At 42.2% G+C, this 17,442-nt stretch carries 9 protein-coding genes and 1 tRNA gene; 6 read left to right on the top strand and 4 right to left on the bottom strand.

Annotated elements, in window-relative coordinates; genetic code table 11:
- Positions 1 to 1,890 precede the first annotated feature (1,890 nt).
- Positions 1,891 to 1,966, bottom strand: a tRNA-Thr gene (locus A359_RS01610).
- A 1,145-nt stretch (positions 1,967 to 3,111) separates the two neighbouring features.
- Here A359_RS01610 and cspE point away from each other — a divergent pair.
- Positions 3,112 to 3,321, top strand: coding sequence for a transcription antiterminator/RNA stability regulator CspE (gene cspE, locus A359_RS01605; RefSeq protein ID WP_014888082.1), 210 nt, complete (start codon positions 3,112 to 3,114; stop codon positions 3,319 to 3,321).
- A 653-nt stretch (positions 3,322 to 3,974) separates the two neighbouring features.
- Here cspE and A359_RS04555 read toward each other — a convergent pair.
- Entirely contained in the window at positions 3,975 to 4,127 is a 153-nt protein-coding gene (locus tag A359_RS04555) for a hypothetical protein (protein ID WP_407635082.1), read from the bottom strand.
- 2,023 nt (positions 4,128 to 6,150) lie between these two features.
- On the bottom strand, positions 6,151 to 6,828 hold the full coding sequence (gene tsaB / locus A359_RS01600) for a tRNA (adenosine(37)-N6)-threonylcarbamoyltransferase complex dimerization subunit type 1 TsaB (RefSeq protein ID WP_014888081.1): 678 nt from the start codon (positions 6,826 to 6,828) through the stop codon (positions 6,151 to 6,153).
- A 3,170-nt stretch (positions 6,829 to 9,998) separates the two neighbouring features.
- On the opposite strand from tsaB, the gene A359_RS04495 reads away from it, so the two are divergent.
- The 5 genes from A359_RS04495 (at position 9,999) to A359_RS01575 (ending at position 16,312) form a co-directional block, all read left to right on the top strand.
- Positions 9,999 to 10,232, top strand: coding sequence for a coproporphyrinogen III oxidase (locus A359_RS04495; RefSeq protein WP_326544381.1), 234 nt, complete (start codon positions 9,999 to 10,001; stop codon positions 10,230 to 10,232).
- Positions 10,233 to 10,326: 94 nt separating this feature from the next.
- A complete protein-coding gene (locus tag A359_RS01590) occupies positions 10,327 to 10,761 on the top strand; it encodes a YaiI/YqxD family protein (RefSeq protein WP_014888080.1) in 435 nt (144 codons plus the stop codon).
- 213 nt (positions 10,762 to 10,974) lie between these two features.
- On the top strand, positions 10,975 to 11,925 hold the full coding sequence (tal, locus tag A359_RS01585; RefSeq protein WP_014888079.1) for a transaldolase: 951 nt from the start codon (positions 10,975 to 10,977) through the stop codon (positions 11,923 to 11,925).
- Between the two features lie 15 nt (positions 11,926 to 11,940).
- Entirely contained in the window at positions 11,941 to 13,938 is a 1,998-nt protein-coding gene (gene tkt, locus A359_RS01580; RefSeq protein WP_014888078.1) for a transketolase, read from the top strand.
- A 1,699-nt stretch (positions 13,939 to 15,637) separates the two neighbouring features.
- Positions 15,638 to 16,312: a DedA family protein gene (locus tag A359_RS01575; RefSeq protein WP_014888077.1), complete on the top strand. Its 675-nt coding sequence runs from the start codon at positions 15,638 to 15,640 to the stop codon at positions 16,310 to 16,312.
- 445 nt (positions 16,313 to 16,757) lie between these two features.
- Here A359_RS01575 and can read toward each other — a convergent pair whose 3' ends face one another.
- A complete protein-coding gene (gene can, locus A359_RS01570; protein WP_014888076.1) occupies positions 16,758 to 17,405 on the bottom strand; it encodes a carbonate dehydratase in 648 nt (215 codons plus the stop codon).
- Positions 17,406 to 17,442 lie beyond the last annotated feature (37 nt).

The following is a 17,442-nucleotide window of genomic DNA, read 5'->3' as shown; positions in this document are numbered from 1 at the left end:
TAGATCAGGCAGCTATTGCGTATGGAGAGAGAAAACTTTTCTTAAATAGTAGAGCGATCATGTGTAATCAAAGAGTAGCTTTAATATACTGCTGATGATAAGGGGGGGGTTGTTTGACTTTATGCTCAGGATGCGAAGAGAGTGCGTTAACTCAACGTTTGAGTTGATGAAGTAGCCCCCTAAGATGCGCCTAGACTATCAGGCGTTTAGCAAGAAAGCATGGGTCAATCTGGCTTTATGATGTCGGTATGTGAAGGGTGGGACGTAATCCGAAATCTTGTAGTGGAAAGCGAGAAACATAACATGATCTATGTTTAATGTATTAAAAGTACTGCTATTGATATAGCAGCTTTGGCGAATTTGATAAAGCAATCCCGTGAAAAAAATTTAGGCAGCGTCAGTTAGCGGTGTTAAATTGTATTTAACTAGAATCATGTTTTCTTGAAGACAGCAAGGTGAATTTTCACGCTGTGCGAAATATTGCTAGTTACTACTATAACTATAAGAGTTATGCTACGATTAATAATCAGGATCAGATTAGTAGTAATGATGACGGTGGAAAAGCGCAGGCTCTTCATAGGAACTGACTCGATGAAAAAGTAAGTATTATTTTGATTTAGGGTACTGCTGGGTGATCAATCTGAGTCTGATTGACTATGGCTGCGCGGGTAGCTGAGGCAATAACAAGAACGAAAGAGCGTTAGCGGATGACGTCGTCAACTACTCTAAATGCCTTCGCGTCGCTTAACGCGAGCTCTTATAATCATTCATCAAATGGTCGCATGCATTCACTAACGCTACTTGTAGCGTTAGGCGCCTTTGTCGAATTTTTCGCCCCCCTGACTTTATTAAATCCGGGCAAGCTCCTGTCTCAATGGCAGTACTATTTTATAAGTTAGCACAAAGAGACATCACCCCGTTTCTTGCTATCTACTATCACTAGATGGTGCGTACACCCTACTTTTCATTGTTAAACATTCTTCTCTCTTTGACTTTCTATATTTTTTTGCTAAAGAATTTCAGGCCCTTACTATCCTTGGCTCAAGGAGATCGAGGTGAGAACTGATGCATCGGTGATTGAGAGCATGATTATTTGAGAAAAAGCTAAAAATAATGAAGAGGAGAATAAGAAAGACAGAACTTATATAGCAATAGAGTCAAAATCAAGACGCTCTCCCTACTAATTATCTTTACTCTCAAAATAAAAGCGTCCGTCGGTGTTTTTTTGATGCTGCTTTGCATATGTTGTTGAGCACGTCATGTATGTAACTTATGCATTCACGTGCCATCACGGCACGATGCCAAAAAAGTTTACTAGTATCTGGGCTTTAGCGTGTCTAGTGTCTAATATCATATTTACAAGGCATAGTTATTAATGCTATGTGTGTGGTCTATGTCAGATCAGAATAAAAATGTAGTGGCGTTAATTTTGTTGCCCACACACCTCAACACGCATAAAGAATTTTTTGTTGAATAATAAAAAATAAGACTATTTTGATATGAGGTTTTAATAGTGTATTTTACACTTCTCGGGTGTAATGTTGCTCATTACGTCTAACGTTTAGGATAGTATCCTAAAGAGGTCCATGTATTTACTGAATTGACGGTAAAAACGCGCTGTATTCAACAGAGCTTTATTTGCGATACCGATAATTAGTAGGGGTTATTTAAAACGTATTAAAGATTTTTATTTTTTTGGCCTGTATTCTTTTCGGAAAGAATAATATAGGGGGTATATTTAGCATTAACATGTTGAGATTACGTATACATTTTGTAATGTGTGATTTAACTACATAGAGCAAAATTGATGCGATCATTAGTGGCGCTTTCTCAACTTTTTCTAGATAATCAAAAGAAAAAACAGACATGCGGAACCCGCTGCTGTTTAAATGGTGCCGATAATAGGAGTCGAACCTAAGACCTTCGCATTACGAATGCGCTGCTCTACCAACTGAGCTATATCGGCATGGGATGCAAAAGTGTACTTTATTAAATCTAATTTCATTAGAGTATACAAAAAAAGAGAAATAGTCAATAGATATGCGTGAAAGTGCTGAGCATTGCAGAATATTACTTTTTCGGGAGGTCACAAGAGAGGATAGAATCTAGTGTTTCTTATTTAATTGCCACGTCTTCTCTTTTGCGCATTTTCACACCTATAGATCCCCGCCTCAAGATTGCTGTATTTTCCCTAAGTGAAGATGATCACTTCTTGATTATCAATCCCCCGACTAGTTTTTTTTGACCTTGGCTACATGAGCTGTTTTTGAGATAATACCTCTCTTTAAGTAACTTTTTGTTGTGCTTATCAGCATAAAATATTGATGTTTAATAAACAGGCCAGTTTATTAACATATACACTCCGTTCAATGAGGGGCAGAAATTAATCCTAAAAAATTAATAGGTAAGGATTTAATAATAATGTATCCCAATTAGATGAGTTCTATATCTGTTGTATGTCAATAGTTAGATGGCGTGAATATTTTTCACACATGGAACGTATTTACTCAACCATGGCACGCCGTTACCTTAACGACTTTCTGCATGATGCACTACTTGAGGCTTTGATGGAGTTATCTTAGTTAAGATGCTTCTGCTGAACTGGTCATACATCTGATGAAAAAATTCTGCCTACTATGCAGGGTCTGCTTGAGCAGAGCGGTGAGTGATGAAGCCCCTGAATATTTTGAAGTAAAAAATGGTTTTTCTTTATAGTCAGATGTAACAGGTTGCAAGATGCTTGTAAAAAAACAAAATTTGTGCGATAAAATTAAAAGAACAGAGTTATCATTTAGTTTAACAGGGTGGTGATCGCGCATCAATTGATGCGCGGGGAGTCACGCAGTGTCTTAATTTTTCAGGATACGCCCGGCCCTGATTAAAAATGGCTTGCCATTATTTACGTGGTATGTGATAACCCAATATTAGTAAATGAGGTGCAGTTTTGTTTATGAGTAGGATTTTTAGTAAAGAAGTTTTTCATGTAGATGATGTAGCTGTATATCGCTTCTCTAGCCCTATTTTTCTCTGATTGCTTTAAGCAGTAACGACTCGCGTTTGTCTCTGTATCGCCAAAAAAACGATTTAAACACTCCAAAGGAAATATGCAAGATGGCAAAGATCAAAGGTCAAGTGAAGTGGTTCAACGAATCTAAAGGTTTTGGTTTTATCACTCCGGCCGATGGCAGCAAAGATGTATTTGTTCACTTTTCCGCTATTCAGGGTAACGGCTTTAAAACTCTAACCGAAGGCCAGAGCGTCGAATTTGAAATCCAAGATGGCCAAAAAGGGCCTTCAGCAGTCAATGTGACTGCCCTATAAGCCAGGTTATTACGGCAACAGTGAGTACTTTGACTGACCTATAGCATCTAAGCGCCCCCTGCGGGCTTTGCGCTCGCACGGAGCTTTAACGATATGTCTACATTTTATAGCTGCATTAGCAAAAGTATACGGGGGAAAGTAAAATTTTTTGATATCTTTAGCATTACTTAAGTATTTGATATTTAACTAGATTCTGTAGCTAAATATATAATTTTCTGCTTTTCTTTTATCGCGACACGATATTTCAGCACTGACTCTGCATCTTGAGTTGCAAAAAAACATCAACCTTGGTTTTCTGCGTCACTCAGAATGTAGTCCTGAGGAATAATACTCCTACTATGCTAATTTCGTCTAACGATACTCAGACGATTATAAGCTCACGATTTCTGCGTGCTATTGCAGTGAAAATTTCCGTAGCGCATACCTTGTCCTAGATCAGGGTCAAAATAATTCATGGAGCGAGCGTATCAACCCCGCTAAACTTATCTCCACTAGCGATTGAGTTACGTAATAGCTCTGCCCAGTCTAGATAACGCGGGCGCGGCACCATAAGCTCGGCAAAAACCCTATTCTTGCAATGTAGAAGGACGCGGGGCGGTACCTGCAAGCCTTGAGTGTAGCTCTGAGCTTCCCTAGCATCCCTGCTATAAGACCTAGAGAACCCCACATGTACTTAACCGATACCCTTCTATCATCTCTCGGCGGTAGAATAGTACTGAAGAGCAATCCGTGGTTCGTAGAATTAATAATATACTAAAGATATTGGTAACAACACCATCAAGCTTTTTATTTTGCTCTCCTGCCAGTCGAATCCATTCAATACTGTTGTCGTGAACTTGTTTCTTGCCTGGTGGCGTTATTTTCTAGGCTTGTAGCACTTTAGGCCTCAGCTAGGCACTGTCCCAAAAACGATAAGTTACTGTAAGGATTTTGGAAAATAGGAAATGAATAAGTTGTCATCGTTAGTATGTGAAATCGGTGCGTAAAGCATTTACTCTAGAGTGTTTTCTACCGAAAGAGGGGTTCTTTTTCTCTCTATCTCGGAGGAGCATGTTGTCATAATCAGGATCGTGGTATTTTTTTCAGTATCCACTTTCCCATATAACGCTGTTACGAAACTCTTTTTATTTAACACCGAGCCCTTGCTAGGCACTTGCTTCTCTCAGCCGATTTTAGGATAACGATTGATGAAGTCTAAGGCCGTTCTCAAACCGTATTAGGGACTCAGCATGGCTTGTTTTGGCATTGGGTGTGCTGCGAAAAGGCTATTACATTCTTGCGCCGGTGGGATCTCCTGAAGCGCTAGGACAATAAGTAAAAGTTTTTGATAGAAGTTTCTAAAAAAAACGGCATACACCGTAGTTAAATGCTAAGATTAGATTATTTATTCTATCATGGGCATCATAGTTGTTGCTTTTTTCTGATGCGTAGATAGTCGTATGTATCATATGTATACTGTGATGCACTCATGCATCCTGAGAAGCTGTTCTGAGCTAGCCTAGTGTGCCGCGGCGGCCTGTAGTCTTGACAACTCTAGCATAAGTCAACTGAAGGTTCTAATTAATCGCGATGTGTAGTGCGACTAGTTAAACACTTGGAAATGACGTAGTCGATGATTTTTAATAGAAAAATGCTTTCATCTTAGAAAGAAAGTTATCAAGAGTTATCGCTACATTCTTTGCTCTTCTAGGGATTGCGGAGCTTTCTGTACCCATCGGATACAATCTATTTCTTAAAAAGCTTCTCAACGTCTGTATTTAAAAAATGAGCGCTTGTGACTAAAAAATGCTCTACTAGCAGTAAGTTAAAGCTGTCACGTGGCTGTTTTAGTGTGTGAGGCGCCCGCAGTAAGTTGCTATCTCTTCATGGCGTCACTATATCATGTCAGCCGTGATCTTGAGTTTCAATCCGGTTACGTAGATACTCATCGTGCTGGCTTAGTTAATTCCGCTAGCCCGATACCGTCGAATAAGAGACTTTAGCGCCTATTGTAACAGAGGATCATAACACTCATACGTATCGCAATCATCTGCGTCAGATGCTTCGCGAATGTTATGGTAAGTTAGAGTTGTTTGATCCGATCGACGCGATAAATCAGTAGAACTGTGTTATACGAGCAATCGTTACACACAATGCTGTGATGTATGTCTCTAGCTATTGGTAGATGCGGTAGACGTTTTACGTTAGAGCTACAAATACCATTCTACTAAAATTTTATACAAATTTACCTAACTCTTTTAGGTCAGTTTTATAAAAAAAGTAACATTGACAGTATCATATGGTGTTGATATTTTGATTCCGAAATCTACTGTCTTTATTAGAGTCTCGAGAAGAAAAATAGCTTGAGTTTCTTAGCAATAGAGCCGTCATTTTAACACTCGGTCCCACGAAGATCTGCGATTCCTTGATCGCAAGGGAAAAGACGCATATAGTTAACTGGAGCTATGGTTATGGGACTCATATGAGTCGGCAGGTCATTCGGTATGATTTTTAAAAAAAAGCGTCTCTTTTTATCGCACCATCCCGTCATGGTGCGATTGTGCATCGATTGTTGCAGAGCATAATATCGCTTATAGTTTTCTTATTAGTGAACTACTGGGTAGTCACGCAACTTTTTTGGTGATAGTAGAGAAAAATTGTGGCAATGAATGTAGTGAGTAAATCGAGAAATGATGTGCAGTTGGATATTTTCAACAAGATATATTATAGGGAATAGTAGGACTGTTAACATTCGTCGTTACAATTAGAGTGTAGCCTAATAGTTGATCCTATTGCTTGTCGCACGAATAAACGTATGCATTTGACCCGCTACCTACTGGCTAATCTATGCTATAATACTTTATTGCGCAAGTAGGTAAGTTTGGCCATCTCAACCCGTTGTGTGTTGCCGTGGCGATATTGATGCAGCGCTATTGGCAACATATCCCGCGCACTGGGCATCAGGGTTTCCCCTGAAATGAGTTCTAGACCTTCATGATCTAGTAGCGAGGGATATGCCTCCCACCCAGTTCCGGCGGTGGCCCAGGAACCAGTCAGATCCGCATGAAGCGCAGTGAGTGCTGCGGGCGCTGACACTACTTCACAATCTTCTCCTAGCCAGACCCCTTCTTTAAGCTGATAGGCGGCCCAGTATACTTCCCCCATGCGCGCATCTATCGCGGTCAGCACCTTTGAAGCTCCGGTTTGACGCAAGGCGCCTTCGGCCAACGCTGCCAACGTGGAGACGCTAATAATCGGTAGATCGACCCCCATTGCTAAGCCTTGCGCAATCCCTATGCCAATTCTCATGCCAGTAAAGCTACCGGGGCCGCGGCTGAACGCCAGCGCATTAAGACTATCAAGCGTAATACCGGCCTCAGCTAACAGACTGTCTATCATAGGTAAAATACTCTGCGTGTGTGTGCGGGGTGTAACAGCGAAACGCTCCAGAAATACTGCATCGTCAAGCATGAGCGCGGCAGAACAGGCTTCGGTTGCAGTATCAATAGCTAAAATTCGGGTAGACATACCAAACCTCAGGAGATGATAAAAGAACTTAATGGGTATTTATCATAAAAACCTTTTGCGATAAGCGGATAGTGCTTCTTAGCTATCGTTCGATCAGCGATCCTAGGCTCTACAGTGAGGGGGATACAGCGCGCCTGCTGTAGACCTAAACAGGAAAGCTTATAGAATATCGATAGGGTGCCTCCCTCCATTGACCCTAGATCACCTGAAGGCTACGGTAATTCGTGGCAGCGTATGCACGAGTAGAGGCCCTGTACGAGGCAGATAGATCTAGCGATTACGCAATCTGGATACTGTTCCGTATCTTGAACACTGTCATTATCGTAAAAGTGTTCTCTAGCGTAATGCTGTGACTATTACTATCGTCTTACTTACTTTTGGATTAAAGTTACATGGGATTAGATTTTTATATCCTAGGATTTTAACCTAGTAGATAGTCCGTACAGGCTAGTGCAGACAGGCAGTGTCTGCCTTGCTTGTGCAAGGGCGACAGCATACGTTTTTTCAGATGCACGGTGTTGCATAAAAGGAAATGATACTGTGTTTCTATAAATATTGGTAGCACATGTTTATCATTTATCTTGAGCTGTGTGCCAAAAAATTGCTTACATTCTGATTTTCAGCTTTATCATGACGCTTATAGTATGATTTAAATGATATTGCACATTCTTCCAGAGTGGCGGTTTTCGTTTCTAACGAAACAGAGTCTCATAAAGAGTAAAGTCTTGCAGTTGCATTATCCCTAAGTGCCAAGTCTTTTATCTGCTTTAGCAAATTCGGCAGAGGCCGTGTATCAGTGATACTGCTGCACGATAAGTTAGGCCGAAAACGAGCTGTCTTGATAAGTGATGAACAACCATATCAAGAATATACTATAGCAAAGATTGATGTTATTGTTTTTTTGTTTTAGCAAAAAACATAGCGTTCGATCTTATGTTGATTGAACATACAACGTTTAATGCTATATGCGTAAGCTTTTGATGAAAAAGTTTTAGCTCTATTTTTCTATAGACTCGCCTCATCAGATATGCGCCACACTATTGTCAGTAGTGCGATGAATACCTTGAGATATTTAGGGAGGCGGCATAAGTATTGTGTATTAACCTTCTTTATGCTGGGCTAATCTATTTCAAATGTATTTGAAAGAAGGCGACGTATAGCATAGCTCGCTGATACCTTGTAGTCGTGATTTTTGTAGCGGTACACCCACACGCTTTGATTTAAAGCAACAAGACACTCTGTATGGCTGTTTCGCTTATGCACAAATAAGATCACACGAGAGCTAGCTCATCATGTTGTCTGATGACGCATCACTTTTTTAAATATATAAATTTCAGGTAAGCAGTAGCTAAGAATCTTACAGTTATTTTAAAATTTTTCCTTCCATAGAAAAAAAGTTTAAAAACATTCACTGATTTATTTACCATCAGGCTCTCAATCGGGGAGTGGCGCTGACAGTGATAGATCACAATGAGTCATCTTTTACCTGTACGCAAAGAAAAGGCTGGTCTTGGACGGCATAGATGACTACTGTTTTACGTAGATCGGGGCCATCAGCATGACCCTGAAGATAAAGCGCGTACTTCGTGTTCAGTTGAGAACGTAAGAGAAAGTTGCGGGCTCGCTTGTTAAGCTTCTGTAAATTTTTTTAAGTTGACAGCAGGATTTTTTGATCAAAAAAAACTAGCGGTGATTATTAGTATTGTTATAAAAAACATCAATACCCGTTGTCATTGCTACTTTCGTTATTGACAGCACTAATCTTACGGTTTTGGGCAAGGTTGGACACCTTTGGTAACAGGATATCGTGACATGCTGAAAATAGACGTTAGTGGTATGATACTCTATCTAGTAATAAATTAACATGGCTTATCCAGCGGTGGTAGAGTGCGCAATATTCGCCATTCAGATACGATGAGAATAACCACAAAGTTAACACTTAGCGTCTCATCTAGGATAGCAATGAGAGCTAAAAAAGACGACTGATTATCACTAGCGCTCATGGGCTTAAATGGTCATATTCTGTGATTGAAAAAGTAATAGCGGCTGATCTGAGTCCGTATGACTATAATCCACAGGTAGGTGGGGTAATAGCGATGGTCACAGCGCTGGGCAAGATGACCTAACTAGCAAAGATCGCAGATAGTCCACATAGGCTAAGGCTAATAATATCTATAAGAGGAGCGAACGCCCTAAACATGTTATGTGATACAACCAGGCTGAGGTGAATTGAAGAATATTAAGAAATGTCTAATGCTTTTGCTTTTTTCTCGACATTTTTGCTCACTTTCATGAAAAGTAACCTTTACCTCAAGTAAAGCGCCTCTTGACGTAAGGGGCATTTGTATCGATAATGCCTTCTTAATATTTTGAGCATCTCGTTAGTATTGTGACAAATTACCATTACGCGAAAGGAATAAGATTACCCTAGAAACAATCGAAAACGTTTTATTCTATCAATTTAATAAATCAATGCACATTGAGGCGCACCTGGATGACGTTAAGTCTCATGAGAAAACAGAATGCTTAAGATGATAATTAGACTTTACTAGAAATGCATCACAGAGCAGTATCGTTCCTCATCATTCAAGACACTCATGTTCATGGTTTACTGTAGAGGAATGTAGCGATAAGAGAATCGAGCATTGAACATATAATTAATTATATCAAAGAGCTGCAAGAAACGATTTGCACAACGTTTTCCGCAAGGAGCTATAACGCCACACCGAGGATATGGCGTTAGAAGGAAGCGCGTGCTGCGCCAATGGCGAGTTTTCGAACAGGCAGGTGTGAATTGCTCTCGAGTACATAGCCAAATATTGCCGTTATCCGTAACGTTTTTTCGACCGGAACTGGCTTAACCGATCGTATCAAGGCACCGGCGTTTCGCTTGGTATAAATCCCCAGAGAATCCCTGTCTACCCGCCAGCCACGCTAATGTGCGCTTTTATCACCGCAAAACCGGGAACGTCAAACCTATGTGGTGGCTTAGCAGGAGTTTTGACTGAACGCTATTTTACGGCCTTCAAAAAGAAGCCGCTCGCTGGCATTGAACAGCGCAATCGATTTTTCAGTCATTTGAAAGCGACATCTACCTCCTCTATGAACGCTGAAGCGATATGACTATTCTTTCTTAGATACCGCAATGAGACACGTGGTATTAGTGGGCTATTTTTGATGATCTGAATACGTTCGACTTTGACCTAGGCTATCTAGCCTCTTATTTTCCGATCATCGAACTACGGAAGTCTCATGTCTGGGGCGAACGTGAACGACAGTTCCCGTTTGATCGTCGCGGACGATATGTCGAGTGTGATTTAATCTGGGGAAAAGGAATGTTATTTTGTCTGCAATCAGGCCACTTCGCCGATTTGATCTGGCTTTCAATGCCGACCTTAGTGTGATGGGAGCATCATTACGAGCGGGCGAAAAAAGTCCCGCGGCTGCGTCATATGGCGTCTTTTTATCGGCTTGCGACTGGTTTCAGGAGTGACTGCTATGGAAATCTGGGTAGATGCAGATGCCTGTCCCTTGGTAATTAAAGAGATTTTATTTCGTGTCGCGGGTCGACATGCAATCAAGGTCACTCTAGTAGCAAATAAATTACTTCAGGTACCTCCGTCACGTTTTATACGAACATTGCTAGTGGCTGCTGGTTTCGATGTAGCGGACGATGAAATAGTTCAGCGTGTTGCCGCAGGTGATCTGGTTATTACGGCTGACATTCCGCTAGCGGCCGCAGTACTGGCAAAGGGCGCGTTAGCGCTTAATCCATACGGCGAGCTTTATCAGCGGTCTACGATTCGAGGAAAGCTGATCTTACGGGATTTTATGGATACCTTGCGCGGCAGCGGTATCCAGACAGGCGGTCCTCCGAAGCTTGGGCATCGCGAACGCCAGAAATTTGCGAATCAATTAGATAAATTATTGTAATAAAATTAATAAATATTTTTTAGAATACAATAGATTATTAACCTTACCTGACAGCATTAGCAATTTAGGCGCCGTCTTCTTTGCGGCCACCGATTATAGACATGAGCACAATCAGAGTCAGCATATTCATTCTACGTTTTAATTGATTCACCGTTATCTTCACACTAACCGCGACTTATGCGCTTGGTAGTATTGAATGAATGGAGTAGAGATATGAACCAGTTAGAGGGTCTGAAAAAATTTAGTACTGTCGTGGCCGACAGCGGAGACATAGAGTCAATCCGTCATTATAAACCACAAGATGCCACCACGAACCCGTCTTTAATCCTGAAAGCGGCCAGACTCAAGATTTATCAAGCGCTCTTGGAAGATGCTCTGGTTTATGCTCGAAAAGAAGGGGGTACCCAAGCAACTCAGATTCTTAACGCCATCGACAAATTAGCAGTTAATATTGGTGTGGAAATTCTAAAAAGTGTGCCGGGGCGTGTCTCTACTGAAGTAGATGCGCGCTTTTCTTTTGATCGTAGGATGTGTATCGTACAGGCCCGTAAACTAGTTTCCCTTTATCAAGAACAGGGTATTAATAAATCTCGTATTCTCATTAAGCTTGCTGCCACTTGGGAAGGGATTAAGGCTGCAGAAGAGCTTGAAAAAGAAGGCATTCATTGTAATCTAACGCTACTTTTCTCCTTCGCACAAGCACGCGCCTGTGCCGAAGCAGGCGTATATCTTATTTCGCCGTTTGTCGGTCGAATTTATGACTGGCATCACCAGCGTGCACCGCTAGATCCGTACGTAGTCGACAAGGATCCGGGCGTATTGTCGGTGCGAAGAATCTACACTTACTATAAACACCACTCCTATAAGACCGTTATCATGGGTGCTAGTTTTCGCAAAGTTGAACAGATTCTAGCGCTAGCTGGATGTGATCTCCTAACCATCTCCCCCGCTCTCCTGAAAGAGCTGCATACACAGCAGGGTTCTGTTCAGCGTAAACTATCACCTTCTGCCGAACGTAGTGATGATCCGGTAGGGCTATCTGAAGAGGAATTCAGATGGCAACATAACGAAGATGCGATGGCCGTGGAGAAACTAGCCGAAGGTATTCGGCAGTTTGCGTTTGACCAAGAACGCCTTAACGATCTTTTGGCAGCAAAATTCTAACCTTTGGAGCATCTAATGACATCAAGAAAATCCCTTGCTAACGCTATTCGTGTGTTAAATATGGATGCTGTACAAAAAGCTAATTCCGGGCATCCTGGTGCACCAATGGGGATGGCGGATATCGCCGAAGTCCTGTGGCGCGATTACATGAGCCATAATCCGTTAAACCCAAACTGGGCCGATCGTGACCGTTTTATCCTTTCTAACGGTCATGGTTCGATGCTGCTTTACAGTCTTTTACACCTAACCGGTTACGACCTGCCGATAGAAGAATTAAAAAACTTTCGTCAGTTGTATTCTAGAACGCCAGGACATCCGGAATATGGCCACACCAGTGGCGTAGAAACCACAACCGGACCACTAGGCCAAGGCATTGCTAACGCTGTTGGTCTGGCGATAGCCGAGCGCATGCTAGCAGCGCAGTTTAACCGCCCTGGCTATGACATTGTCAATCACTATACCTATGTGTTCCTCGGTGACGGCTGCATGATGGAAGGCATTTCCCATGAAGTCTGCTCGTTAGCCGGCACTATTATGAAACTGGGAAAACTAATCGCGTTTTACGATGATAACGGTATCTCTATCGACGGCGATGTTCAAGGTTGGTTTAATGATGACACCGCCTCTCGTTTTGAAGCCTATGGCTGGCACGTCGTACGAAATGTCGATGGCCATGACAGTAATGACGTCAAGGTAGCCATCGATAAGGCCCGTGCCGTTACTGATCGGCCGTCTTTATTGATATGTAAAACAGTTATCGCATGCGGAGCACCGACTAAAGCTGGCACGCACGGCGCTCATGGTGCCCCTTTGGGAGATAAAGAAATTGCCGCTACTCGTAAAGCGCTCGGCTGGCATGAGCCTCCATTCGTCATCCCTTCGGAAATCTACCAGGCTTGGGACGCAAAAGAGGCGGGTAATAAGAAAGAATCAACCTGGAATAAAAAATTCCTCACCTATGAAAAAGCCTTCCCCAAGTTAGGATCTGAGTTCAAACGTCGCATGAATGGCGAACTGCCAGCACATTGGCAAGTGGAGGCACAGAAAGTCATCGAGCAACTTCAGGCTCATCCGTCGAAGATAGCTAGCCGTCAAGCTTCGCGGAATGTGCTGGAAGTTTTTTGTCCTCTGCTCCCAGAATTAGTTGGAGGGTCGGCGGATCTGGCGCGAAGTACTTTGACAATGTGGTCACAAGCTACTTCTATCGCCGATGATTACGCAGGTAATTATATTCATTATGGCGTACGCGAATTTGGCATGACGGCTATTGGTAACGGTATTGCCCAGCACGGTGGCTTTCTCCCCTATACGTCTACCTTCTTGATGTTTGTCGAATATGCCAGAAATGCTGTTCGCATGGCAGCGTTAATGAAGTCCCGCCACATTATGGTATATACGCATGACTCTATTGGTGTGGGTGAAGACGGCCCAACCCATCAGCCGGTAGAGCAGTTAGCTAGTTTGCGAATGACGCCTAATATGAGCAACTGGCGTTCTTGCGACCAAGTAGAAACTGCGGTAGCCTGGAAGAAAGCTATTGAGAACCGAAACGGTCCGACAGCGCTAATTCTATCGCGCCAAAATTTAGCGCAGCAAGATCGTACAGCGCAGCAACTGGCGGATATTGCCCGCGGCGGCTATGTACTTAAAGATTGCGCCGGGCAACCAGAATTGATCCTTATTGCCACTGGTTCGGAAGTGGAGTTGGCAGTGGAAGCATATCAACAGTTAAGGAATGAAGATCGCAAGGTGCGAGTGGTATCACTGCCCTCCACCGATGTTTTTGATGCACAGGACGGGGCATATCGAGAGTCGGTATTGCCGAAAGAAGTGACGGCTCGTATCGCCATTGAGGCTGGTATTACAGATTACTGGTACAAATACGTTGGTCTGAAGGGGAAAATTATTGGCATGACCACCTTTGGAGCATCAGCGCCGGCAGAAGAATTGTTCAAGTTTTTCGGCTTTACCGTCGAAAACGTGCTGAGAATAGCACGTCTACTGCTGAAATAATTTTTTGTCTTCCCCTTAGCTCTGCGGGGGACCTTAGGGTTCCGGATGCTTCTACGGTTTTTGTTGACCCTAGCCACTCGTAGCCTCTTAGTAGCATTAAAACTACAAAAGTCTTTTTAAAATAAAATGAGCCCTGATGTTTGTAATCCTAATGATAATTTAAGCAGTTAGTATATCAGTACCTATATCCTAAGCGTTCAATTGTTAAGGATGCTTTTTGTTCGCTATCGTGCTTACTCGCGATGAGAAAGGGGAAATAACGCTTTCTGCCAAGGAGAGAAGCATAGAAGTCGTGAGCCGAGTGAAGATAGCGCGAATAGGGGTATTTGAAACTAATCTGATGCCTTACAGTTAGGATAGGTTATAGCTGGATTCATAAACTCGATATTTTCTGCAATCTTTAATGCAGCTTATTGCATTTATGTCCATACGTGGTTTCTATAACAACGCTAATAGTTAACATAACAACCTTAGTGACCTAGAACTTTGCGGGGGGATTAGACTATATGACGAATTTCCTGTCAGTGGCATTATTATGTGATACAGATAATGTTAGGAGGGTTTCTAAACTAATGTAATCGTTAGTGATTACCATGCCTTGTGATACATTAGAGACTCATCTAGACTCCAGATAGCGCCCCGACTAAAAAACGTTTTGAATGAAAACATGCCTATTTTATAGCTAATAAACATTGATAATATCCCGGTGTCTTTTTCTAAGTATTGCGCTCGCTTCGGACCTCAAAAGCTAACTTATTAAGGCGAGATCATCAATCATATTTAATTTCTAAGCAACGCATTCTCTCCGTCATGTGTGTCGATAGAGCCGTTAGGCGCCGCCTATTAGATTTCCCGCTAGCTTTGCTTTATCAAATCGTCAGCCTTTGGGCACGCATGATATGACTATCCAAAGGTGTGGGATAAATCTGAACAGATGATTACATTTCTTTCTCTGCCAAAGGGGTAGCACTAACAGCATTATCCGCTAATACTTTTAGAGCTTTCGTTCTACTTAAGGATCTGTTTATAAAGAGACTAGTTACTAATTCTAAACTGCTGCATAGTGCCTCTCTCTTGATCTGATGTACTTAATAAAGATGACAACACGTTGTTGAAAGCAACGCTTGCTGGGCAGAATGTTTGAATAAACATGTTTTATGCTATCGGATGAATTAATCGACTGACCGATAAAATGTAATAGCATGAAGGTAGGTCTTATCAGCATCGGTAGAACAGAGATCAAACGTATTGTCTATAAACATTTATGCATGAACAGTATCTGGATATTTCATTTACTACAGATTTTAAAATTATAAACCATGGATGATGCATTGGTCGAATGATGTATGACTATGCTATCACTATGATCACGTTTGAGTAAAATCTATTTTTAGCTCTACTGCTCTATCTCAGTAGAGTTGGTTTTGTTATAGTGAATGCAAGGTTTATATTCTACCTGCTGTCCCTAGTGCGCTTTCGCTCCCCCCCCTGCGCTTTTTCAGGCATCCTTTCTCACTATAGTAAAAGTGAAGGGTTTTTGGTGTAGATAGAGAAGCATCTTTCTCAAGGCTACGCTGCTGATAAGATTGTTACTTGGCTCCGTACCGAAGCGATAACCCTATAAGCGCGCTCAATCGGTCCCGAGGCGTCAGAGGGGGGGAGTATGTGAGGTGCCCTCAATGATTTGAGGAGATACACCATGGATATCTGTAAAGAACTATTGTGCTTTTTCTGGCAACAGGATTTTGAAACACTTGCTGACTCTAACCTAGTTTGGACAATTTATTTTTTGGTCTTTATCATTCTTTTTTTAGAGAATGGATTGCTACCTGCAGCTTTTTTACCCGGAGACAGTTTATTGATATTGATAGGTGTCCTGATTGCAAAAGAAACGCTGAATTTCCCTCTAGTGCTTATGCTTCTGACCGTCGCTGCTAGTTTAGGCAGCTGGATCAGCTACATGCAGGGAAAGTGGCTGGAAAATAACCGGGTAGTTAAGACCTGGATGGCACATTTTCCAGCCCATTATCATCAACAGGCATACCGGATGTTTCATCGCCATGGGCTTTCGGCTTTGCTTATTGGCAGATTTATCGCGTTTGTGCGTACTTTACTGCCAACGATCGCCGGTTTATCTGGGCTAGGAAGTGCGAGGTTTCATTTTTTCAACTGGTTCAGTGCTTTTCTATGGGTATCTGTTTTAACTCTACTTGGGTTTATTCTCGGGAAGACACGTATTTTTCAGCGTTATGAGGAGCGTGTGATGCTATGCTTGATGCTGCTGCCATTGGCATTATTAACGATTGGACTGCTGAGTTCGCTGTTCTTAATTTGGCGCCGTAAACGTGTCACTGATTTAAATAAAGAATCATGAACTTGTGTTGATCTCCCGAGCTCTTTTGCGAATGAAAATATTTCATGCCATTGGCACTATAAAATGAGAAGTCCCTAGAATTGAATATGATGCAGCGCGCCCTCGTAACAAGCCAGAAAATCCCAGATCAGCATGCATTTTAAAATATCTTGTGGTTAGGTAAATAAACTATCAAGCCTTTCGGTGTGAACTTAATTTTTTAATATAGCTGGAGCGCAGCAGATGGCACTGTATAAGTGTCTCATTCCGGCCAGGTGTTCAAGTATGCGAGGGTGTGTTACCGTGTAATTTTCTCCCATATGAGACGGGAAGAGTACAGTTAAGGAGGGGATTCTATTCAGCTTAATATCACGCAGTATCCACCTGTTTATACTGTAATGTGCTCATCAGGTGTGTCAAGATTAGAAGTTAAGCGTGAAGGAGATCGCTGGGAAGTGTTGCTGCTTCAGCGATATAGTAGAGTAGATATTCCCTGACGATAACGTTGTTCCAGTATTTCGCGACTGGTGGCGGTCATCTGTAGATCGTGCAGCAGTCCGTCGTGCAGGGCGTACACCCATCCGTGAATAACCACGTTTTGTCCCCGTCTCCACGCAGAGCGCATAATAGTCGAATGTCCTAGATTATATACCTGCTCTATCACATTAATTTCGCTGAGGATGTTTACGCGCTTCTCGGGGTTTTTTGCGCCAAGTAGTGAGCTATGTTTGTACCACAAATCACGGATATGTAAAAGCCAGTTATCGATTAGCCCTATTTCGGAATTATTGATGGCCGCTTGTATGCCGCCGCAGCCGTAATGACCACAGATAATAATATGCTTCACCTCTAGCACGTCTACTGCATATTGCACGACTGATAGGCAATTGAGATCTGTATGAATAACTAGGTTCGTGACATTGCGATGCACAAAGAGTTCACCTGGTTCCATCCCGGTTAATGTTTCTGCCGGTACACGGCTATCGGAACAGCCAATCCATAAAAAACGCGGTTTTTGTGCCAGAGAGAGTCTCTCAAAAAAATCAGGGTCTTCTTCGTGAAGAAGCTTAGACCAATCTCGGTTGTTACTGAAGAGGGTTGCAATGTCTTTCATTGATCTGAAGAGCTCATAATTTTTTTGAAGTAAATAG

It is taken from the genome of secondary endosymbiont of Ctenarytaina eucalypti, from assembly GCF_000287335.1.
Lineage (GTDB): Bacteria > Pseudomonadota > Gammaproteobacteria > Enterobacterales > Enterobacteriaceae.
Note: the sequence above shows the minus strand (reverse complement) of the source record. Positions and strands in the feature narration are given on the sequence as shown.